Below are 21053 nucleotides of genomic sequence, written 5' to 3'. Positions count from 1 at the left end.
CGGTTTTCCGCTCCCCTCCGGCGGAACGTACGGGTCGCCGTCCGATTGTCGATCAAAGGTCTACACCAATTCTCGGGAGCCTCTTGTCAACTGGCCCGTTCGCCTGGTGAGCTGTGCGCTGGGACACACGGGACTATCCCCACGCACGGGATCGTCCCCGATCATGACTCGATGAGGAGTGCGTGTGAGCAACGAGAGCCTGGCCAACCTGCTCAAGGAGGAGCGACGATTCGCCCCGCCGGCAGAGCTCGCCGCAGCCGCCAACGTCACGGCGGCCGCGTACGCGCAGGCCTCCGAGGACCGCCTGGGCTTCTGGGCCGAGCAGGCCCGTCGCCTCGACTGGGCCGTCGAGCCGACCGAGACGCTCGACTGGTCCAACCCGCCCTTCGCCAAGTGGTTCGCCGACGGCAAGCTCAACGTGGCGTACAACTGCGTCGACCGCCACGTCGAGAACGGCCTCGGCGACCGCGTCGCCATCCACTTCGAGGGCGAGCCCGGCGACAGCCGCTCGATCACCTACGCCCAGCTCAAGGACGAGGTCTCGCAGGCCGCCAACGCGCTGCTGGAGCTCGGCGTCCGCAAGGGCGACCGCGTGGCGGTGTACCTGCCGATGATCGCCGAGGCGGTCGTCGCGATCCTCGCCTGCGCCCGGATCGGCGCCACCCACTCGGTGGTCTTCGGCGGCTTCTCCGCCGACGCCGTCGCCTCCCGCATCCAGGACGCGCAGGCCAAGCTGGTCATCACGGCCGACGGCGGCTACCGCCGCGGCAAGCCGTCCGCGCTCAAGCCGGCCATCGACGAGGCGCTCACCAAGGTCGAGGGCGTCGAGCACGTCCTGGTCATCCGCCGCACCGGGCAGGAGGTCTCCTGGACCGAGGGCCGCGACGTCTGGTGGCACGACATCACCGCCCGTCAGTCCACCGAGCACGCCCCCGAGGCGCACGAGGCCGAGCACCCGCTGTTCATCCTCTACACCTCGGGCACCACCGGTAAGCCCAAGGGCATCCTGCACACCTCGGGCGGCTACCTCACCCAGGCCAGCTACACCCACCACGCGGTCTTCGACCTCAAGCCGGAGACCGACGTCTACTGGTGCACCGCCGACATCGGCTGGGTCACCGGCCACTCGTACATCGTCTACGGTCCGCTCGCCAACGGCGCCACCCAGGTCATCTACGAGGGCACCCCGGACACCCCGCACCAGGGCCGGTTCTGGGAGATCGTGCAGAAGTACGGCGTGACCATCCTCTACACCGCGCCGACCGCGATCCGCACCTTCATGAAGTGGGGCGACGACATCCCCGCGAAGTTCGACCTGTCCTCGCTGCGGGTGCTGGGCAGCGTCGGCGAGCCGATCAACCCCGAGGCGTGGATCTGGTACCGCGAGCACATCGGCGCCGGCAAGGCCCCGATCGTGGACACCTGGTGGCAGACCGAGACCGGCGCCATGATGATCAGCCCGCTGCCGGGCGTCACCGAGACCAAGCCGGGTTCGGCCCAGCGCGCCCTGCCGGGCATCTCGGCCACCGTGGTGGACGACGAGGCCAACGAGGTGCCCAACGGCTCCGGCGGCTACCTGGTGCTCACCGAGCCGTGGCCGTCCATGCTCCGCACCATCTGGGGCGACGACCAGCGCTACATCGACACCTACTGGTCGCGCTTCGAGGGCCGCTACTTCGCCGGTGACGGCGCCAAGAAGGACGAGGACGGCGACATCTGGCTGCTCGGCCGGGTGGACGACGTCATGCTCGTCTCCGGCCACAACATCTCCACCACCGAGGTCGAGTCGGCTCTGGTCGGCCACCCGTCCGTGGCCGAGTCCGCGGTGGTCGGTGCCACCGACGCCACCACCGGGCAGGCCATCGTCGCCTTCGTGATCCTGCGCGGCGGCGCCACCGAGAGCCCGGAGCTGGTCGAGGAGCTGCGGGCGCACGTCGGCCGCACGCTCGGCCCGATCGCCAAGCCGAAGCAGATCAAGGTGGTCGGCGAACTGCCGAAGACCCGCTCCGGAAAGATCATGCGCCGGCTGCTGCGCGACATCGCCGAGGGCCGTGAGGTCGGTGACACCACCACCCTCGCCGACAGCTCGGTGATGAGCCAGATCCAGACCCAGCTGACGGCCGCGGACAACGGCAACGGCTGAGCGGACTGAGCCCGCAGCCGTGCCCCGGACGGTGGTCACCGTCCGGGGCACGGCTGTCGGGTCGTCACGAGGTGGCCACGGGGCCGGTGTCACGCCCTCGCGGCGTCATGCTCGGTGTCACGCCCTCGCGGCGTCACGCCCTCGCGGTGTCACTCCCCCTCGGTGCCGACGACGGCGCCCTGGTGGCGCCGGGCACCCGGCACTGAGCGACCAGAGCGCGCAGGGTCCCGTAGGCGTTCTGGACGAAGCCCCGGCTGCGCAGCGACCGCGCTCCGGCCATCACCGCCAGCCCCACCTGGGCCTGCGGGCTGAACCCGACGAAGGTGCCGAACCCCCGGGTGGACCCGGTGTGGAACATGACCTCCTCGTCCTCGCCGAAGGCGCCGCCGAGGCCGTCCCCGCACGCGCGCCCGGGCCCGTGCCCGTCCCCGCTTCCGACCCCGGCCCCGACCCCGGGCCCGATCCCGTTCGCGCCCTCCGCCGCACCCAGCAGGCGCTGGTTCCAGCCCAGGCAGAGTCGGGTGCCGCCGCCCCGGCGCCGCCCGATCAGCGGGCGGCGGACGTCGCCGAGCGCCGTCCGCAGCGCCGTCGCGTCGGCCCGCTCGGGGAGCGGGACGGCGTCCAGCGACAGGTGTGCCTGCAGGTAGCGGAGCATGTCGTCGGCGGTGGAGCGCAGGGCGGCCGCGCCCGGCAGGGCGGGCAGCCCGCAGGACGGCACCCGGCGGCCGCGCCGGTACCCGCCGGCGTCCTCCCGGCCGGGGCCGCAGGAGGTGTCCACCAGGCCGAGCGGGCCGCAGACCCGGGCGGCCAGCAGGTCGTCGTAGCGCTGCCCGGCCGCGTTGGCCAGCAGCAGTCCGAGCAGTCCGCAGCCGAGGTTGGAGTAGCGCACCTGGGTGCCCGGGGTGCCCCGCACCGGGGTCCGCGGCAGCGCCCTGAGCAGGTGCGCCGGACCGAAGGTGGCGTACGGGCGGGTGAACCACCGGGGGGCCGCCGCCGGGAGCAGCCCGACCGGCAGCCGGGGCAGGCCCGAGGTGTGGGTGGCCAGGTGGAGCAGGGTGATCGGCCGCTCGTGCGGGTAGCCGGGCCGGGCGTTCGCCGGGAGGTAACGGTCGATCGGGTCGTCGTAGCGGACGTCGCCGCGGGCGGCCATCTCGGCGAGCAGCAGTCCGGTGAAGGTCTTGGTGACGGAACCGAGTTCGAACCGGGTGTCGGCCCGGACCGGCTGTTCGCTGGACCGGTCGGTGGTGCCCCGGCAGGCCACCGCCCGTTCCTCGCCCCGGATCACCGCGACGGCGACGCCACCGCCCGGGCCCGCCGCGCGGAACAGCGGCCGGAGCAGGCGGTTCAGGTCGGCGGGGATGCGGTCGGGGCCGTCGGTGGTGTCGCCGGTGGCGTCGTCGGCGGGGTCGTCGTCGGCGGATTCACCGGCGGGATCGGACGATGGCCGGTCGACGGGGTCGGCGGATAACAGGGGCGGGCCGGGAATGATCGCGTCGACGGGAACGGTCGTGGGCATGGGGGTGCCTCCAGCGGGCGGGTCGTGAGAAGGGGAAACCGGGGAACCGGGAAGCCACCGGGGTGCGCGCCGGATCCGGATCGGTCGGTGCCTGGGACCGACGATAGGAACGCGTTCACCCGAGTGCATGCGGCTGAGGCCATTCGGGTGCCGGGTCGGTGCTCCTCCGGGGTGCAGAACCCTCCCAGAGGGCTTAAGTCCTTTAACAGGACAATCCGGATGTCACCCAATCGTCCCGCTAGACTGTTAACGACGCATCAAGGTCCCCTGCCGGGGATCCGGGCGTCACAGGGCGCGCCGGGAAGTCTGGTCGGCAACTGCACCACCCGTGCATCCGTTGCCGCTCCCAGCCCCTCAGGAGGTCCCCCGTGACCGACCAGCCGCCCGTCCACGAGCCGACGACCCGCCGCCGGCAGTTCCTCGGCCGGCTGTCACTGCCCGAGCGCACCTTCATCACCGACGCCCTGCGTACCGAGACGGTCGGCGGCGTGCTGCTGCTGGGCGCCGCCGTCATCGCACTGATCTGGGCCAACGCCTGGCCGCACGCGTACGAGAGCATGCTCGACTACACCGTCGGGCCCTCCGCCCCACTGCACCTCGACCTCTCCCTGGCCACCTGGGCCAAGGACGGGCTGCTGACGATCTTCTTCTTCGTCGCCGGGATCGAGCTCAAGCGCGAGTTCGTGGCGGGCGAGCTGCGCACCCCGAGCGCGGCGGTACTGCCCGTCATCGCCGCCGTCTGCGGGGTGGCGCTGCCCGCGATCCTGTACGCCGTGGTCAACTCCGGCAGCGGCGGACACCCCGGCGGCTGGGCCATCCCGACCGCCACCGACATCGCCTTCGCCCTGGGCGTGCTGGCCGTGGTCGGCAGCCACCTGCCCTCGGCGCTGCGTGCCTTCCTGCTCACCCTGGCCGTCGTCGACGACCTGATAGCGATCCTGATCATCGCGGTCTTCTACAGCTCCGGCATCAAGTTCTGGGCGCTCGGGCTGGCCTTCGCCGGGCTGGTGCTGTTCTGGTTCCTGCACCGGCGCGGAGTGCACGGCTGGTACCTGTTCGTGCCGCTGGCCCTGGTGACCTGGGCGCTGATGCACGAGAGCGGCGTCCACGCCACGGTCGCGGGCGTCGCCATGGGCCTGATGCTGCGCTGCCACCGGGAAGGCGACGAGCAGCACTCCCCCGGCGAGCACATCGAGCACCTGGTCCGCCCGCTGTCGGCCGGTCTGGCCGTCCCGGTGTTCGCGCTGTTCTCGGCCGGGGTGACGATCTCCGGCCCGGCGCTGCGCGAGGTGTTCACCCAGGCCGCGCCGATCGGCATCGTGGTCGGCCTGCTGGTCGGCAAGTCGGTGGGCATCTTCGGCGGCACCTGGCTGATGGCCCGGTTCACCCGGGCCGAGCTGAACCCGCGGCTCAAGTGGGCCGACATGGTCGCCGTCTCGGTGCTCGCGGGCATCGGCTTCACCGTCTCGCTGCTCATCAGCGAGCTCGCCTTCCCGGACGACCCGACGCTCGCCGCCCGCGCCAAGACGGCCGTCCTGGTCGGCTCGCTGCTCTGCGCGACGGTCGCCACCCTGCTGCTGAAGCTGCGCAACCGGCACTACCGGGCGCTGTGCGAGGAGGAGGACCGGGATCTGGACGGGGACGGTGTCCCGGACGTCTACCAGCAGGACGACCCGGCCTGGCGGGCCCGGGTCGGTGAGCCGGCCCGGTCGCTGTCCGAGGAGGCCCCCGGCGGCTCCGGCGCTTCGGGGACCCCCGGGGACTCCGCGCCGGGCCGCTGACGGGCCATCCGGCCGGACGGTCGGTGGGACGGACGGACAGACCGTCGGCCGGACGGACGGTCGGACGGAGGCCGCCCCCTGGGGACCGGGAACCTCGCGGGCCCGCTGCCGGCCCGGCCCTCGGCCAAGCGCCGTCCAGGGGCCCGTCGATGGGCCTGTCGAGGGACCTCCCCCGGAGCCCGTCCAGGGGCCCCTCCAGGAGCCCCTGGAGGGGCCTGACCGGGGACCCGCTCGGGGGCGCGGAAGCCGCGAGGCGCCGGGACACGTCCCTCCGGCGGGGCCCCGGAGTGGTGTGCGACTGACCGGTAGGGGCATGATTCTGAGCTGTCGACAACCCACTGACGCCTCCGGAACCCCCACCGGCTCCCGGAACCGCGGAACCGCGGTGGCGTCACGCCGCACAGCCGCAGAGGAGAACAGCTGATGCCCGCAGGAGCCGCAGACCCGTCCAGCAACGGCCGGGCGCCCTACGAGGGCGAGCGTTCGGTGGGGCAGCTGTTCGCGGCGGCCACCGCCGACCTGTCCGCGCTGGTCCACGACGAGATCGCGCTCGCCAAGGCCGAGATCCGGGCGGACGTCAAGCGCGGTGTCTCCGGCGGCGTCTCGCTGCTGGTCGCCGGCGTGGTGGCGCTGTTCTCGATCCCGATGCTGAGCGCCGCCGCGGCCTTCGGCATCCACGCGCTGGGCCTGTCGCTGGGCTGGTCCTTCCTCATCGTGGCCGGCGCCTATCTGGTGCTCGCGGTGCTGCTCGGGGTGCTGGCGTACCGCTCGTTCAAGAAGATCGAGCCGCCGCACCGCACCATCGAGGGCGCCCAGAAGACCGCCGACGTGCTGAAGAACGCCCGGCCGCGCCCGGCCACCAAGGAGGAGATCGACCGGGCTCTGGGCCGCATCCAGTAGGTCTGCCGGCGGACTCGTCAACGGACCTCGTCAACGGACCTCGTCAACGGACTCCTCGGCGGCCCCGTCAACGGAGGCGTCAACGGCCCGCGCGCGGCCCCGTCAACGGACCGTGAGCGGAGGCCTCCCGTCCGGGCGGCCGCTTCCCGTCCGTGGACCCGCCGACAGTGAGTGCCGGGCACGTGTCCCGTGCGCGGATGTGACACGCTCTCGGTATGCCGCTTGACCAGAAGCCCGTGCCCGCGCAGCCGTCCGCCGCCTCCGGCCCCGACTCCGACCCCGACACCGGCACCGGCGTCCGTCCCGAGGGCCTCGGCCCTGCCCCCGAGCGGGAGCCCGCCGAGGCGGCCTCCGGCGCCGCTCCGGCGGCGGCCGGGGCCGAGGCGTGGGACATCCGGCAGAGCGGCCCGTGGACGCACCGCGACCTCGCGGCCAACGGCGCCCGCTTCCACATCGCCGAGCTGGGCTCGGGCCCGCTGGTGCTGCTGGTGCACGGCTGGCCCGAGTACTGGTGGGCCTGGCGGCACCAGCTGACGGCGCTCGCCGAGGCCGGCTACCGGGCGGTGGCGCTGGACCTGCGGGGCGTCGGCGGCAGCGACCGCACCCCGCGCGGGTACGACCCGGGCAACCTCGCCCTGGACATCACCGGGGTGATCCGCTCGCTCGGCGAGCGCCGGGCGCACCTGGTCGGGCACGCCTCCGGCGGCACCCTGGCCTGGGTCGCGGCGGTGATGCGCCCTTCCGTCATCCAGAGCCTGACCGTGGTGTCGGCCGCGCACCCGCGGGACCTGCGCCGGGCGCTGCTCACCGACCGCCGGCAGTTCGCCGCCTTCGAGCACGTGCTGGGCTTCCAGCGGCCGTGGATACCGGAACGCCAGCTGGTGGCCGACGACGCCGCGCTGGTCGGCCGCTACCTGACCTCCTGGACCGGCCCGAACGGCCTGGACGAGGCCGCGGTGCACGCGTACCGGCAGGCGATCCGGATCCCCAGCACCGCGCACTGCTCGATCGAGCCGTACCGCTGGCTGATGCGGTCGATGGCCCGGCCGGACGGCATCCAGTTCGCCCGGCGCATGAAGAAGCCGATCACCGCGCCGACCCTGCACGTCCAGGGCGCGGCGGACCCGGTGCTGCTGTCGCACACCGCGCTCGGCGGTGGCGAGTACGTGGCGGCGCCGTACCGCTGGCGGCTGCTGCCGGGGGTGGGCCACTTCCCGCACGAGGAGGCCCCGGAGGAGTTCACCGCGGAGCTGCTGGACTGGGTGGGGCACCACAAGGAGTGAGGCCGGGGGCCCGGCGAAGGAGCCGGCGGAGGGGCCATCGCGAATTCCGGAAGGGCCTTCGGTCCCAACTCCCTTGATGTTGCGCTCATATGACAAACGCATAGGCCAATTTCGGCACACCCGGGGTGGTTACCCCCACCGGCCCAGGGGCATCCATTTCGGTATGAGTTGGATGCCCGATCGCGGCGCCGCCCCGCGCGGCCGACGCCAGAACAGTCCCCAGCGCTCCGCCCACCGCCCCGACCGGGCGGACGACCTCGGCTTCGACGGCCTCGACCGCCGCCAGCCCGTGGAGCGGCGGCAGCTCGGCATCCCGCGCATCCTCGGCCGGCGCGCCCGCTGGGTGGGCGCACGACTGCGGCGCGAGACCTGAGGCCCCGCGCCGCGTAGTCCGGCGGTCCCGCGTAGTCCGGCGGTCCGGCGTAGTCCGGCGGTCCGGCGCGGTCCGTACGGGCCACCGCCCGTACGAGCCGCCGCCCGCAGCGCCGCACCGCTCAGTTGGTGATCGGCGCCAGCGCGGTGAACCAGAGCAGGACGAAGGTCGCCACCGACATGATCGGCACCAGCACCTTGGTCTCGACGCTGTTGCCGCTGCGCTTGATCAGCACGACCTCGTAGCGCTCCTTGTGCGGCCAGAGCAGCGGCGCGCCCTTCTTGGTCAGGCAGTCGCCCAGCAGGTGCGCCAGCGTGCCCAGCCCCACCGCGTACGGCAGCCAGCCGGGCGAGTTGGGCATCCAGGTGTTCATCCCGAAGGTGCCGAGCGCGGACAGCCCGATGACGGTGATCCAGGTCTGCGGACCGTCGCCCGGCGGGCAGAGCCGCAGCGCCCGGATCGCCAGCGCCAGCAGGAAGAAGGTCAGCGCCAGCGTGAAGTTGCGCCCCAGGTAGGTGACGCCGGCCCAGGTGCCGCCGCCCATGAGCGCGACGAACAGCAGCGAGTGGGTGGCGTGCCGGTGGCCGCCGGAGGCCCAGGCCACCACCCGGCAGAGCGCCTTGGAGACCGGGCCCAGGAAGTTGGCGATCGAGCCGTCGTGGTGGTCGAGGTCCGGCAGCAGGGCCGCGCCCGCGCACAGCACCGTGCCCATCAGTATGTCCGCCGGATGCAGCGTGGTGTGCAGCAGCAGCGGGGGCAGGAAGGGGGCCGACGCCGCGTACAGCATCGCCCCGCTCACCGCGTGCGAATGACCCATCATCGGACTGCCACGACCTCCCGTCGGGCCCACTCCGGGACGGCGCCCGCTTGAGCCGAACGGGTGAGCGCGGCCGAGGCTACCAGCGCGGGATGACGGGGCGGCGGATATCGGACGGCCCGGCCCGGCGCGCCCCGTTCGGAGCCTGTCGGGCCGGGCCGAGACCGGAGCCGGGGCCGCGGCGGGCCGAGACCGGATCCGGGCCCGGCACGGTCAGAGCGCGCAGCCCTGGGTGTCCACCCGGGCGGTCGCGGCGCCGCCCTGCTGGGCGTCCTCGCGCACCTCCGCCGCGGTCAGCACGTAACCGGTGTCGGCGCTGTCCAGCGACTTGGCGAACACCACGCCGTACACCTGGCCGTCCGGGGTGAGCAGCGGGCCGCCGCTGTTGCCCTGCCGGACCACCGAGCGCACCGAGTAGACGTCGCGCACCACCTGGCCGCGGTGGTAGATGTCCGGACCGTTGGCCTGGATCCGGCCGCGGATGCGGGCCGGCTGGACGTTGAAGGCGCCGTTCTCCGGGAAGCCGGCCACGATCGCGCTGTCGTTGGTCTTCGCCTCGCCCGCGAAGGTCAGCGCGGGGGCGTTCAGCTTGGGCACGTCCAGGACCGCGATGTCGCGCTGCCAGTCGTAGCGGACCACCGTCGCGTCGTACAGCTGGCCGACGCCGCCGATCTGCACGGTGGGCTCGTTGACCCCGCCGACCACGTGGGCGTTGGTCATCACCCGGTGCGGGGCGAAGACGAAGCCGCTGCCCTCCAGGGTCTTGCCGCAGGAGGTCGCGGTGCCGACCACCTTGACCAGGCTCTGCTTGGCCCGGGCCACCGCCGGACTGGCGGCCAGCGCCGGGTCGGGGGTGTCCACCTGGGTGATCGGCTCGTGCTCGAAGGGGTTGAAGACCTGCGGGAAGCCGTTGCGGGCGAGCACCTTGGAGAAGTCCGAGAACCAGTTCGGCGCGTCCGAGGGCAGCGCGTTCTGCACCCCGCCGAGGATCGCCGAGGAACGGACCTGCTTGGAGACCGTCGGCAGCGAGGCCCCGGCCAGTGCCGAGCCGATCAGCCAGGCCACCAGCAGCATCGAGACCACGTTCACCACCGCGCCGCCGGCCGCGTCCAGCACCCGGGCCGGGCGGCGGTCGATGTGGCCGCGCAGCTTCCAGCCGAAGTGCGCGGTGATCGCCTGGCCGATCGCGGCGAAGACGATCACCACCACCACGGCCACCACCGAGGCCGTGGTGCCGGGGCTCAGGTGGTCGAGCAGCAGCGGCAGCAGCTCGACGGCCAGCAGACCGCCGCCGAGGAAGCCGACCAGCGACAGCACCCCGACCACGAAGCCCTGCCGGTAGCCCGACACGGCGAATCCCACGGCAGCGGCGATCAGCAGCACATCCAGGACGTTCACTCCGACACCCTCCCACGCCCCGGCGACCGGGCGGGCCGACGGCCGGTCACGAGGCTCCGGCGTCGCCGCCCGGCAGGGCGCGGGAGTGTTCGAGGTCGCCCTGGACCAGCGCCAGCGCGTCGTCCGAGAGGTCGACGATCCGGGACGGGTCCCAGGGCAGCTCCAGCCCGCTGTGGTGCAGCACCCGGTCGATCACCCCGGCGGTGAAGCCCCAGACCAGCCGCCCGGCGACCGCGAAGGCCGGACCGACGTGCCCGGACGGGTGGCGCAGCCGCACCCGGTTCGCCGGGTCGGCCAGGTCGGAGATCGGCACCCGGAACACCGCGCCGGTCTCGCCCCGGTCCACCGGGCGCACCGGCGACTCCTCGCGCCACCAGCCGAGCACCGGGGTCACCACGAAGCGGCTCACCGGGATGTACAGCCGCGGCAGCTCGGCGAACACCTGCACCCCGGCCGGGTCCAGACCGGTCTCCTCCCAGGCCTCGCGCAGCGCCGCCGCGATCGGGCCCGGGCCGTCCGGGTCGCCGTCCTCCGGGTCCAGCGCGCCGCCCGGGAAGGACGGCTGGCCGGCGTGCGAGCGCAGCGACCGGGCCCGCTCGATCAGCAGCAGGTCGGGCCCCTCCGGGCCCTCGCCGAACAGCATCAGCACGGCCGCCGCCCGGCCGCCGTCGCCCGGCGGCAGGAACCGGCTCAGCTGCTCCGGCAGCACCCGCTCGGCCGCCTCCCGGACCGGCTCCAGCCAGCCGGGCAGGTCGTCCCGCTCGATCCCGCGCACGGTCATTCCGCCACCGCCGAGTCCGCCACCGCCAGGTCCGACACCGCCGGGTCCGCCACCGCGAGGTCCGCGACCTGCCCGTGGTGGGCCACGGCGTCCGCGCGGGCCGCCGCCTCGCCGGGGAAGTCCGCCGGGGGCCGCAGCCGCTGACCGGGCTGGCCGCCCATCTCGTACTTGAGCAGCTTGCGCGCCTTCTCCGGGTCGGTCACGCCCTCGCCGTACGCGGGGCAGAGCGGCGCGATCGGGCAGGCTCCGCAGGCGGGCTTCTGGGAGTGGCAGATCCGGCGGCCGTGGAAGACCACGCGGTGCGAGAGCATCGTCCACTCCGACTTCGGGAAGATCTCGGCGACGGCCGCCTCGACCTTCACCGGGTCCTCCTCGGCGGTCCAGCCGAACCGCCGGGCCAGGCGGCCGAAGTGGGTGTCGACGGTGATCCCCGGCACCCCGAAGGCGTTGCCCAGCACGACGTTGGCGGTCTTGCGGCCGACGCCCGGCAGGGTCACCAGGTCGGCCAGGCGGCCGGGGACCTCGCCGCCGAACTCGTCGCGCAGCGCGATCGAGAGGCCGATCAGGGACTTCGCCTTGTTCCGGAAGAACCCGGTCGGGCGGATGATCTCCTCCAGCTCCTCCGGGTTCGCCGCCGCCATGTCCTCCGGCGTCGGGTACGCCGCGAACAGCGCGGGGGTGGTCTGGTTCACCCGCAGGTCGGTGGTCTGCGCCGACAGCACGGTGGCCACCAGCAGTTGGAAGGGGTTCTCGAAGTCCAGCTCCGGATGCGCGTACGGGTACAGCTCCGCCAGCTCGCGGTTGATCCTCCGGGCCCGCCGCACCATCGCCAGGTGCGACTCGGGCTTCCTCGGCTTCACCGCGGGCTTCGCGGCGGACTTCACGGCGGACTTCACGGCGGACTTCACCGCCGACTTCCCCGCCGAGTTCCCCGCGGGCTCCACCGCCGCCTTCTTCACCACCGGTTCGGCCTTCGGCGCCGCCGCTTTCCGGACCTTGCTCTCTGCCATGCACGAAGGCTACGCCGACCGGCCCACCGCTCGGGCGTGATCAAGCGGAAGCGGGCTTGGCCAGGGCGTGTTGTCTAATGAAGTCTTCGCGTGGCAGTTGCCTGACAGGGGGAGTGCTGATGATCAGGGTCCTGTTGGCCGAGGACATGAGCATGGTGCGCAGCGCGCTGATGGCGCTCCTCGCGTACGAGGACGACCTGGAGGTCGTCGCCGACGTGGACCGCGGGGACCTGGTGGTGCCGACCGCGCTGGAGGTGCGGCCGGACGTCGCGGTGCTGGACATCGACATGCCCGGGCTGGACGGGCTGCAGGCGGCGGCCGAACTGCACGAGAAGCTCCCGGAGTGCGGGACGCTGGTGCTCACCGGGCTGGCCAGGCCCGCGTACCTGCGCAGTGCGCTCTCCGCCCACGTGCTGGGCTTCCTCGGGAAGGACGCACCAGCCGAGGAACTGGCCGCGGCGATCAGGAAGGTGGCCGCCGGGGAGCGCGCCGTCGACCCGGAACTGGCCCTGGCCGCGCTGGGCGCGCGCGAGAACCCGCTGACGCCCAGGGAACTGGACACCCTGCGGCTCGCGGCGGAGGGCGACTCCGTCAGCGAGATCGCCGCCCGGCTCTTCATCTCGGCGGGCACCGCCCGCAACCACCTGGCCGCCGCGGTGTCCAAGACCGGGGGGCGCAGCCGGGTGGACGCGATTCGGATCGCCGAGGAGATGGGCTGGCTGTCGACCGGGCCCCGGCTCGGCTGACGCCGGGCGGCGGCGCGTCCGCCGTTCAGCGGGCTCCGGCGGGACGCCGCCAGTGGCCGGTGAGGTCGCGGTAGAGGCCGGAGCGCGCCAGCAGTTCCTCGTGGCTGCCCGCGACGGCGTCGGTGCCGTCCATCACCAGGACCCGGTCGGCCCGCAGCGCCGAGCTCATCCGGTGGGCGACGACCAGCAGGGACCCGGGGCGGCGGAGGAACGCCTCCTCGGCCCGGGCCTCGGCGGCCGGGTCCAGGTGGCAGGTCGCCTCGTCCAGGACGACCAGGCCGGCCGGGGACAGGTAGGCGCGGGCCAGCGCGATCTGCTGGCGTTCACCGGCCGAGAGCGCGTCCGGCGCGATCCGCGCCCGGTAGCCGCCGAGTCGTTCGACCAGCCGTTCCAGGCCGATCGCGGCCACCGCCCGGTCCACCTCCTCGGGCCCGGCGTCGGGGGCGAGGTAGCGCAGGTTCTCGTCCAGGGTGCCGGTGAAGACGTAGGCCTCCTGGGGGATCAGGACGCGGTGGCGGGCGAGTTCGACCGGGTCGGCCGGCAGCGGGCGCCCGCCGAGGCGCACCTCGCCGCCGGTCGGGCGGAGCAGTCCGGCGATCAGACCGGCCAGGGTCGACTTCCCGATCCCGCTGGGACCGACCACCACCAGGTGCTCCCCCGGGCCGATCGTCAGGTCGAGGTCGCGGACCACCGGCTCGGCGCCGGGGCCGTAGGCGAAGCTGACCCCGCTCAGCTCGACCCCGTACGGGCCGGGCGCGCGCGGCGCGGGTCCGGCCGCCCGGGCGGCGGGCTCGGGCGGGGTGGACTCCATGATCCGCCGCAGGGTGACGGCCAGCCGTACGCCGCTGCCGCCCAGGCCCTGGACCAGGGTCTGCAGAGCGGGCTGGAGCCCCTGCATGACGTAGGTGACGGAGCCGAGCAGCGCGCCGGCCGTCACACCGTGGCCGGTCAGCCAGGAGGCCGTGGACAGCAGCAGGACCAGGGGGAGCCAGCCGCCGACGGCCAGCACCAGGGTCCGGTTGGCGGTCAGCCGGGCGACCCGGCGCGCCGCCAGGGCCTGCCGCTCGACCGCCGCCGAGAGCCGGTCACCGGTCCACCGCTCGGCTCCGGCGGCGGTCACGTCGCGCAGGCCGCCGATGACGGCGCCCGCCTCGGCGGCGAGCCGCTCGTCGGCGAGCAGCAGCTCCCGCTGGGCGCCGGTCGTACCGCGGAGCATCAGTGCCAGCAGGCCCGCGGCGGCCAGCAGCGGCGGCAGGACCACGACCAGGACCAGCGGCTCCAGGAAGCACATGCCCAGCAGGGCGCCTCCGACGCTGAAGACGAACCGGCGGACGACCATGGTCATCCCGGCGTACGCCTCGCGGACGATCTCCACCTGCTGGGTCAGCCGGGCCACGCCTGCGGTGTCGGGCCGGCCGGGGGCCGTCCGCGCCGAGCGCAGTCCGCCGGTGACGACCCGGCGGACCAGGTCGTCCCGCAGCGGCTCCACCAGGGCCGCCAGCCGCGGGTAGACCTGGCGGGTCGCCCAGGCGCCGACGAAGACGGCGACGCCGAGCAGGGCCAGGTGGACCATGCCGACCCCCGGACGGCCGGCCCCGAAGCCGGAGTCCACCGAGCCGGCCACCAGACGGCCGGCGGCGAATCCGGGCAGCGCCTCGACCGCCGACCACAGCGCCAACTGGGCGACCACGCGCGGGCGTCGGCGCAGCGGGGCGAGGAGTTCGGTCCGGAGGGAGACCCCGGGTGTCCGGTTCACGCGCCCACCTCGGCGGGGCTGGTGCGGGCGGCGGGTCCGCCTCCGGTGGCGGCTCCGCGCTCGTCGGCGGGTCCGTCCCCGGTGGCGGGCCCGTCGTCGCCGGCTGGGCGGTCCTCGTCGGCGGACCTGTCCTCGTCGGCGGACCTGTCCTCGTCGGCGGGCTGGTCGGGGCGGAAGACGGCCCGGTACTCGGGCAGGGCCCAGAGCTCCTCGTGCGGGCCTACCCGGCGGATGCCGCCACCGTCCAGCCAGGCCACCAGGTCGCACCGGGCCGCGGTGGAGGCCCGGTGGGCGACGATCAGCCGGGTGCGGTCGGCCAGTTCGGTGGTGAGCGCGGTGCTCACCTTGAACTCGGTCACGGTGTCCAGGCTGGAGGTCGCGTCGTCGAGCACGAGGACCCGGCCCCGGTGCGCGAACGCCCTTGCCAGCCCGAGTCGTTGGGCCTCGCCCCCGGACATCGGCACCTCTCGCGGGTCGGTGCGGTAGCCCTCCGGCAGACGCTCCACGAAGGCGTCGATGCAGGCCGCCGCCGCGGCCCGGGAGAGCCTGGGCCGGTCCGCCTCCGCCACGTCGTCGAGGGCGATGGCCTCGCCGAGCGTGCGGCCCAGCAGGGCCGGGCGTTCGAAGGCGTACCCGACCGCGCCGCGCAGCTCCTCGTGCGACAGCTCGGGCAGCGGCACCCCGTCGAGCAGGACGGTTCCGCCGTGCGGGTCCGTCAGTCTGCCCGCCACCGCGGCGAGCAGGGACTTGCCGGTTCCGGAGCGGCCCACGATCGCGAGCGAGGTCCCGCCCGGCACGGTGAGGTCGAGGCCGTCCAGCAGGGTCTGTCCGCCCACCCGGACGGTCACCCCGCGCAGTTCGAGCCGGCCGGGGCCGGCCGGGAGCGCCCCGGTGCCGTACGCCGCGGCGGGCTCCGCGAGCACCTCCCGGATGCGTCCGCCGCCGGCCCTGGCGCGGGCGAGCCGGCCGAGGTACATCGCGGTCATGCCGAGGCCGGCGCCCAGGCCCGCGTACCGGGAGGCCGCCAGCATCTCGCCCGGGGTGACCCGGCCGGCGGCCAGCCCGAAGCCGGCCACCGACAGCACGGCGACCTCCAACAGCGGTACCAGCAGCGCGTTCTGGGCCGCGACCTTGGTCTGCGCCCGCCAGAAGCCGTGGCCCAGACCGCTCAGTTCGGGGAGCGGGCGCAGCACGCGCTCCGCCTCCCGGTCGGTGGTGCCCGCCGCCGCGATGGTCCGCATGCCGCCCAGGGCCTCGACGAAGCCGGCCGCGACGGCGCCCTGGACCTTCTGGTAGCGGGCGATCAGGGCGGACATGTCCTGGGCGTACGAGCGCAGGAAGAAGACCAGGGCGGGCATGCCGACCAGGAAGGTCAGGGCCAGCCAGGGGTCGATCAGCCAGAGCGCGACCACGCTGGTGAGGGTCGGCAGGACGGAGAGCGCCGCCCAGACGGCGGCCTCCGCGGCGGCGCCCGCGTCGGCGGCGCCGCCGATCAGCCGGGCGGTGAGGTCGCCGGGGTCGAAGCGGGCGGTGGCCCGGCCGCCGAGGGTGAGCAGGTGGGCCAGCTGGGCCCGGCGCAGCCAGGCCGTGCCGGCGGCGGAGCTCCGGCCCGCGGCGAGGTCGGACAGCACCTCGCAGACGATGAACACGACGATCACCGCCGTGCAGGTGGTGATCCGGCCGTCGTCCGTCCGGCCGGCCATCGCGCTGTCCACGGCGGAGCCGACCACCGCGGGCAGCAGCACCTGGGCCAGCACGCTGCCGAGGGCCGCGAGCACCAGGACGAGGGCCCAGCCGCCGGTGCGGCGTACCACGCTCAGCAACAGCCGGTCGGCGGCGCGGCCGATCACGGGCTCGGCGTGGCCGGCCGGCGGCGCGGCGCGGCCGGCCGCCGCCGGGGAGTCGGTCGTCACTCTGCCCCTCCGGATCGTCGCGATGGACTGTGGGTGCCGCGGTCGCGGCGGTCGTACGGTCGCAGCGGTCGCAGCGGTCGTGCGGGTGGAGCCGTCGTACGGGTGGAGCAGTGAAGCGCGCCGGCCTCCCGGTCCTGGGCGGGATCCCGCCCAGGACCGGGAGGCCTAACCGACTAGTGGTTCAGTCGGCGTCAGTTGCACCACAGCCAGCTGGAGTTCGAGCAGTCGGTGCTCTTGCCGCTGTCCATCGGGGCCATCTCCTCGGCCTCGGGAAGCTCCATCGCCTGAAGGTCAAGCAGCGCCATGGTCCTGTCCTCTCTCTCGTGTGTCGTGCGGTGTCAGTGAAGCCGTGCGGGGGTGTGCCGACCCGACCCGGAGGTCAGGGTCAGTTGCACCACAGCCAGCTGGAGTTCGAGCAGTCGGTGCTCTGACCGCTACCCATCGGGGCCAGCTCCTCGGCCTCGGCCGGAAGCTCCATCGTCTGCAGGTCGAGCAGCGCCATGGTCCTGTCCTCTCTGGTGTGTCGTGCGGTGTCAGTGAAGCCGTGCGGGGGTGTGCCGACCCGACCCGGAGGTCAGGGTCAGTTGCACCACAGCCAGCTGGAGTTCGAGCAGTCGGTGCTCTGACCGCTACCCATCGGGGCCAGCTCCTCGGCCTCGGCGGGCAGCTCCATCGTCTGCAGGTCGAGCAGCGCCATGGTTCTCTTCCTTTCGCTGGATATCGGTTTCGCCCTGGCGGGCACCCTTCCGGGACCGGAAGGGCAGTCTGTGGGGGCGCACGGGCGGGTACCGGTTCGGGCGGCGCGCGCCCGTGCGCCGGTCTGGGTGGCCGGTGGCTCAGGAGGTCCGGGCCGGCCCGAGGAACGGCAGGTGGACCGGGGTGTCGCCGAGCGCCGAGCCGAGGGCGAGCAGCACGCCCGCGGAGCCGGTGGCGAGGTCCATCGACAGCCGGAGCAACTGCTCGCCGGGGTAGGCGAGTTGTCCCTGGTAGGCGAGCGCGTGCAGGGACAGCGCCCTGATCTGCGCCGCCACGTCCGGGTCCTCGGACGGCCGCGGGAGTCGGGACGTCTCGACGAGGTGCTGCAGGATGCCGGCCCGGCCGTTGAACAGGCCGGACAGGACGTAGTGCTCGGACTGCGAGGAGATCCGCACGCCGTCGGCGGCGACGCGGAGCCGCTCGTCCTCGCGGTGCGCGAGGTAACGCTCCAGGACGATCCCCAGGCCCGCGCTGCCGGTCGCGAGGTACGGCATCGAGCGCCAGCCCTCGTTGACGTGGACCGCGCCGTCGGCCCGGGTCAGGCAGCGGCGCACGTCCTGGTGCAGGGCGGTGGCGGCCAGGTCCAGGTAGGCCTGGTCGCGGGTCTGTTCGTACAGCCGGACGAACATCAGGGCGGGGCCGGCGGAGCCGCGCATCAGCCCGGCGTGCGGATGGCGTCCGCCGCTGGTCTCGGGCACGGACTCGGCGCCGCCGAGCTGCCCGGCCACCAGGTCGGCGGCCCGGAGGGCGGCCTCCCGCAGCGTGGACTCGCCGGTGGCGTCGGCGAAGTGCGCGAAGTTGAGGGCGAGACCGGACAGTCCGCTCTGCAGGTCGGTGCCCAGGCGCTCCCAGCCCTCGGCGAGGCAGAGCTCCAGGACCTTCAGCGCGTCGGCGCGGTGGCCGAGCCGGTCGAGCGTGTGGGCGACGCCGTGCAGGCCGTCGTAGAAGCCCAGCCGGGCCCGCGCGTCCTTGCGCAGGGCGCGGTCCAGCAGCCACTGCTCGTGCTCCGGGAAGCGGCCGACGCCGGTGGCGTCCAGCGCGTACAGCACTCCGGCGGCGCCGTGGGCGAGGTTGAGCCCGCCGGTGCTGAACTGCTCGACGTCGCCGGGGAACAGCCGGTCGTCGCGGTCCGGGGTGGCGCTCGCCAGGATGGCGCCGGCCAGCGAGTCGCGGGTGGCGGTCCAGGCGGACCGGTCCGGCGTCGGCAGGGGCAGGACGGCCGGGTCGAAGACCGTCGCCGGGGTGCCGGTGGACGGCCGTGCGGGCCGGCCGGATCCGTCGGCCGGGCCGAGGATGTCGCGCACCGCGGCGTCGAGGAACTCGCGCGGCACCGGGAACCGCTGGGCGATCTCGTCCGCCAGGTGCCGGGCCTTGCCCAGGCTCTGCCGGAGCATCGCGGTCAGCGGCATGAACATCGCGAGCCTGATGCAGCCCAGGGCGTAGTGGTCGACGGCGAAGCCGGTCCGGTCGCGCGGCGCCGCGTAGGCGGGATTGCCGAGCGCGGGCTTGGTCTCCGCCTCCACCGGGGCCGCGACCTCGTAGTCGATCAGCGCGACGCCGCCGTCCGGACGGACCATGACGTTGAAGGGGTGCAGGTCGCCGAAGACGACGCCGCGCCCGTGCACCGCGTCGACCGCCTCCTCGACGGCCCGGCAGATCCCGAGCGCCCAGTCGGTGTACTCGGCGATCTCGGCCGGGTCCGTCCGGGAGCCGTTGTACGGGTAGCGGCGGCCGAAGAACTTGTTCAACGGCTGGCCGTCCAGGAACTCCTCGACCAGGAAGTGGTGGTCGCCGACCACGAAGTAGTCGATCACCTTGGGCACGACGCTCAGCCCGGCGAGCCGTTCGAGGATGTCCCGCTCGTGCCGGAGCCGCTCGACCGCGTCCTTCCCGTCGTTGGTCAGGCCCGCGTAGGCCCGCGCCTCCTTGAGCACGATCTGCGCGCCGGTGCGGGTGTCCGTGCCGGTGTAGAGGCCACCGCCGTTGGAGAAGTGCAGCGCCTTCTCGATCCGGTACGGCAGGTCCTCGACGGTCTCCCGCTTCCGGGCCGCCAGCTGGGGGGCCAGGAAGTCCGGCAGCTCCACCCACTCGGGGACGTGGAAGACCGGCTCGCGCAGGTCCGGCACCAGGGTGCCGTCGGGCGCCTCGACGGCCTGGACGAGCGCGCCCTGCTCGGAGAGCGTGTGCCGCTCGGCGAAGCCGCCGTACCGCACGTAGAGCGGGCCGTCGTTCCAGCGCAGGTCGCTCAGGATGTACGGGCCGGCCTCACCGCCGATGCGCCCGTCCAGCGCGTCCAGCACGGACTTCAGCTGCGCCTCGTCGCGCGGGTAGACGGTGACGAGCTTTCCGCTGGCGCCCCGGTGCGCGTACTTCATGTTCCGGGTCTGCAGGATGTGCCGGCCGGCGAGGTGCTTGAAGGGGATGCGCTCGGCGTAGCAGTGTTCCGCCACCGCGTCGAGGATCCGGTCGGCGTTCTGCTGCCGACCGGAGGTGTGGATCTTCCAGCCCTGCTTCGGCAGCGGCTCGCCGCCCTCGGGGCGGAAGACCACCCAGTCGCCGTGCGGGATCCTGCTCCAGCCCTCGGGCACCGGCCGGCCGGTGAGGGCGAAGTCGAGGCCCTCCTCCTTCAGCCCGGTGGGCGAGTCGAAGAAAGTCGGATCGGCCATACAGTACACGTCGTAATGCTTGGACATTCGCCACCCCCGTGACTTCTCCGAAAAACGTCGAATGGATCCGAATGACTCGGAAGGAATCGGCGGAAAACATCGGCCGGGAAAATCGGCCGCGCCGACGGAACCACGGACGGCGGCACGGGGAGAGTCGGTCGACCCGTTTCCCGCCGGCCCGTGTTTGATTACTTCGAACAAGGTCGATCCTTGCACCCGAACGGGACTTTGGCCACGCCGTACTCCATGGAACGGCCCATGCGATTCGCATGGACTGCTCCATGGATTGCCCATCCCGGGCCGCTCCGGGCCCTTCCCCGGCGGCCGGACGGCCCGGCCGGACGGGTCCGGCCGTTACGCCGGTGAGCGGATTTGGCTAGGCTGGCCGCCGATAAGGGGCAGGGCGGCGCACGAGGAGGGGATTCCCGTTTTCTCGCGGACTGCGGATTCCAGCGATCCGGAACAGACCCATTCCGTTTCCGACCCGGACCCCGCGGTCCGGCTCGACGGGGTGACCAAGGTGTACGGGCAGGGGGCGGGGGCCGTGCACGCCCTGCGCGGGGTGTCGATGGAGTTCCGGCGCGGCGGGTTCACCGCGGTGATGGGACCGTCCGGGTCCGGGAAGAGCACCTTCCTGCACTGCGCCGCCGGGCTCGACCGGCCGACCACCGGACAGGTCCGGCTGGCCGGCCAGGACCTGGCGGCGCTGACCCCGAACGAGCTGACGGTCCTGCGGCGCCAACGGATCGGCTTCGTCTTCCAGGCCTTCAACCTGCTGCCGTCGCTGACGGTCGAACAGAACATCACCCTGCCGCTGCGGCTGGCCGGGCGCCGGGCGGACAAGGCCTGGCTGGCGGAGATCGTCGAACGGACCGGTCTGGGCGAGCGGGTGCGGCACCTGCCCACCCAGCTGTCCGGCGGCCAGCAGCAGCGGGTGGCGATCGCCCGGGCCCTGGTGACCCGGCCCGAGGTGGTCTTCGCCGACGAACCCACCGGCGCGCTGGACAGCACCACCGGGACGGAGGTCCTGCGGCTGCTGCGGCACGTGGTGGACGGGATGGGCCAGACCGTGATCATGGTGACCCACGACCCGGTCGCCGCCTCCTACGCGGACCAGGTCTACTTCCTCGCCGACGGCGCCTTCGCCGAGGTCCTGGACGGGCCCACGCCCGAACGGGTCGCCGAACGGATGACCCTCCTCGGAAGGCGCTGAC

18 protein-coding genes are annotated in these 21053 nt (G+C 73.7%); 7 read left to right on the top strand and 11 right to left on the bottom strand.

Annotated elements, in window-relative coordinates:
* The first annotated feature begins 184 nt into the window (after positions 1 to 184).
* On the top strand, positions 185 to 2143 hold the full coding sequence (gene acs, locus ACYP53_RS10085) for an acetate--CoA ligase (protein WP_189913020.1): 1959 nt from the start codon (positions 185 to 187) through the stop codon (positions 2141 to 2143).
* A gap of 133 nt (positions 2144 to 2276) precedes the next feature.
* Here acs and ACYP53_RS10080 read toward each other — a convergent pair whose 3' ends face one another.
* Positions 2277 to 3659: a serine hydrolase domain-containing protein gene (locus tag ACYP53_RS10080; RefSeq protein ID WP_459647201.1), complete on the bottom strand. Its 1383-nt coding sequence runs from the start codon at positions 3657 to 3659 to the stop codon at positions 2277 to 2279.
* Between the two features lie 368 nt (positions 3660 to 4027).
* Between ACYP53_RS10080 and nhaA the strand changes: the two genes are divergently transcribed.
* From nhaA to ACYP53_RS10060, 4 genes are all read left to right on the top strand, one after another.
* The gene (gene nhaA, locus ACYP53_RS10075) at positions 4028 to 5440 is read left to right on the top strand and encodes a Na+/H+ antiporter NhaA (protein ID WP_189913022.1); all 1413 of its coding nucleotides are present in this window, start codon (positions 4028 to 4030) and stop codon (positions 5438 to 5440) included.
* Positions 5441 to 5863: 423 nt separating this feature from the next.
* Positions 5864 to 6340 (top strand): phage holin family protein, encoded by a 477-nt coding sequence (locus ACYP53_RS10070; RefSeq protein WP_189913023.1) that lies wholly within the window; start codon positions 5864 to 5866, stop codon positions 6338 to 6340.
* A gap of 215 nt (positions 6341 to 6555) precedes the next feature.
* Positions 6556 to 7623: an alpha/beta fold hydrolase gene (locus ACYP53_RS10065; RefSeq protein ID WP_459647200.1), complete on the top strand. Its 1068-nt coding sequence runs from the start codon at positions 6556 to 6558 to the stop codon at positions 7621 to 7623.
* A gap of 172 nt (positions 7624 to 7795) precedes the next feature.
* Entirely contained in the window at positions 7796 to 7996 is a 201-nt protein-coding gene (locus ACYP53_RS10060) for a hypothetical protein (protein WP_189913024.1), read from the top strand.
* Between the two features lie 121 nt (positions 7997 to 8117).
* On the opposite strand, the gene ACYP53_RS10055 is transcribed toward ACYP53_RS10060, so the two are convergent.
* The 4 genes from ACYP53_RS10055 to nth all read right to left on the bottom strand — a co-directional run bounded on the left by ACYP53_RS10055 (position 8118) and on the right by nth (position 12002).
* Positions 8118 to 8816: a metal-dependent hydrolase gene (locus tag ACYP53_RS10055; RefSeq protein WP_189913025.1), complete on the bottom strand. Its 699-nt coding sequence runs from the start codon at positions 8814 to 8816 to the stop codon at positions 8118 to 8120.
* A gap of 210 nt (positions 8817 to 9026) precedes the next feature.
* Positions 9027 to 10211 carry a MarP family serine protease gene (locus ACYP53_RS10050; RefSeq protein ID WP_189913026.1) on the bottom strand — a complete coding sequence of 395 codons (1185 nt, stop codon included), beginning with the start codon at positions 10209 to 10211 and terminating at the stop codon, positions 9027 to 9029.
* A gap of 46 nt (positions 10212 to 10257) precedes the next feature.
* Complete coding sequence (locus ACYP53_RS10045; protein ID WP_189913027.1) at positions 10258 to 10992, bottom strand: NUDIX hydrolase; 735 nt, start codon at positions 10990 to 10992, stop codon at positions 10258 to 10260.
* Positions 10989 to 12002 (bottom strand): endonuclease III, encoded by a 1014-nt coding sequence (nth, locus tag ACYP53_RS10040; RefSeq protein ID WP_459647199.1) that lies wholly within the window; start codon positions 12000 to 12002, stop codon positions 10989 to 10991. Before nth ends, ACYP53_RS10045 begins: the two co-directional genes overlap by 4 nt.
* 119 nt (positions 12003 to 12121) lie before the next feature.
* On the opposite strand from nth, the gene ACYP53_RS10035 reads away from it, so the two are divergent.
* A complete protein-coding gene (locus ACYP53_RS10035) occupies positions 12122 to 12748 on the top strand; it encodes a response regulator transcription factor (protein ID WP_189913029.1) in 627 nt (208 codons plus the stop codon).
* Positions 12749 to 12773: 25 nt separating this feature from the next.
* Here the strand turns inward: ACYP53_RS10035 and ACYP53_RS10030 are convergent, their stop codons facing one another.
* From ACYP53_RS10030 to lanKC, 6 genes are all read right to left on the bottom strand, one after another.
* Positions 12774 to 14504 (bottom strand): ATP-binding cassette domain-containing protein, encoded by a 1731-nt coding sequence (locus tag ACYP53_RS10030; protein WP_459647198.1) that lies wholly within the window; start codon positions 14502 to 14504, stop codon positions 12774 to 12776.
* Positions 14501 to 16417, bottom strand: coding sequence for an ABC transporter ATP-binding protein (locus ACYP53_RS10025; protein ID WP_459647197.1), 1917 nt, complete (start codon positions 16415 to 16417; stop codon positions 14501 to 14503). Before ACYP53_RS10025 ends, ACYP53_RS10030 begins: the two co-directional genes overlap by 4 nt.
* Positions 16418 to 16608: 191 nt before the next feature.
* On the bottom strand, positions 16609 to 16722 hold the full coding sequence (locus ACYP53_RS10020; RefSeq protein WP_360253584.1) for a SapB/AmfS family lanthipeptide: 114 nt from the start codon (positions 16720 to 16722) through the stop codon (positions 16609 to 16611).
* 80 nt (positions 16723 to 16802) lie between these two features.
* Positions 16803 to 16919 carry a SapB/AmfS family lanthipeptide gene (locus tag ACYP53_RS10015; RefSeq protein ID WP_189913033.1) on the bottom strand — a complete coding sequence of 39 codons (117 nt, stop codon included), beginning with the start codon at positions 16917 to 16919 and terminating at the stop codon, positions 16803 to 16805.
* Positions 16920 to 16997: 78 nt separating this feature from the next.
* Positions 16998 to 17114, bottom strand: a complete 117-nt coding sequence (locus tag ACYP53_RS10010; RefSeq protein ID WP_189913033.1) for a SapB/AmfS family lanthipeptide — start codon at positions 17112 to 17114, stop codon at positions 16998 to 17000.
* Positions 17115 to 17253: 139 nt separating this feature from the next.
* Positions 17254 to 19839 (bottom strand): class III lanthionine synthetase LanKC, encoded by a 2586-nt coding sequence (gene lanKC / locus ACYP53_RS10005; RefSeq protein WP_229928182.1) that lies wholly within the window; start codon positions 19837 to 19839, stop codon positions 17254 to 17256.
* 511 nt (positions 19840 to 20350) lie between these two features.
* On the opposite strand from lanKC, the gene ACYP53_RS10000 reads away from it, so the two are divergent.
* Positions 20351 to 21052, top strand: coding sequence for an ABC transporter ATP-binding protein (locus ACYP53_RS10000; RefSeq protein ID WP_229928183.1), 702 nt, complete (start codon positions 20351 to 20353; stop codon positions 21050 to 21052).
* Position 21053: the final 1 nt, after the last annotated feature.

The sequence above is a fragment of the Kitasatospora sp. Ki12 genome, from assembly GCF_054601375.1.
Note: the sequence above shows the minus strand (reverse complement) of the source record. Positions and strands in the feature narration are given on the sequence as shown.

Coding starts and splice junctions, on each gene's coding strand:
- ACYP53_RS10080 (WP_459647201.1), bottom strand. CDS start 3,659: ATGCCCACGACCGTTCCCGTCGACGCGATCATTCCCGGCCCGCCCCTG.
- ACYP53_RS10070 (WP_189913023.1), top strand. CDS start 5,864: ATGCCCGCAGGAGCCGCAGACCCGTCCAGCAACGGCCGGGCGCCCTAC.
- ACYP53_RS10065 (WP_459647200.1), top strand. CDS start 6,556: ATGCCGCTTGACCAGAAGCCCGTGCCCGCGCAGCCGTCCGCCGCCTCC.
- ACYP53_RS10060 (WP_189913024.1), top strand. CDS start 7,796: ATGCCCGATCGCGGCGCCGCCCCGCGCGGCCGACGCCAGAACAGTCCC.
- ACYP53_RS10055 (WP_189913025.1), bottom strand. CDS start 8,816: ATGATGGGTCATTCGCACGCGGTGAGCGGGGCGATGCTGTACGCGGCG.
- ACYP53_RS10045 (WP_189913027.1), bottom strand. CDS start 10,992: ATGACCGTGCGCGGGATCGAGCGGGACGACCTGCCCGGCTGGCTGGAG.
- nth (WP_459647199.1), bottom strand. CDS start 12,002: ATGGCAGAGAGCAAGGTCCGGAAAGCGGCGGCGCCGAAGGCCGAACCG.
- ACYP53_RS10035 (WP_189913029.1), top strand. CDS start 12,122: ATGATCAGGGTCCTGTTGGCCGAGGACATGAGCATGGTGCGCAGCGCG.
- ACYP53_RS10020 (WP_360253584.1), bottom strand. CDS start 16,722: ATGGCGCTGCTTGACCTTCAGGCGATGGAGCTTCCCGAGGCCGAGGAG.
- ACYP53_RS10015 (WP_189913033.1), bottom strand. CDS start 16,919: ATGGCGCTGCTCGACCTGCAGACGATGGAGCTTCCGGCCGAGGCCGAG.
- ACYP53_RS10010 (WP_189913033.1), bottom strand. CDS start 17,114: ATGGCGCTGCTCGACCTGCAGACGATGGAGCTGCCCGCCGAGGCCGAG.
- lanKC (WP_229928182.1), bottom strand. CDS start 19,839: ATGGCCGATCCGACTTTCTTCGACTCGCCCACCGGGCTGAAGGAGGAG.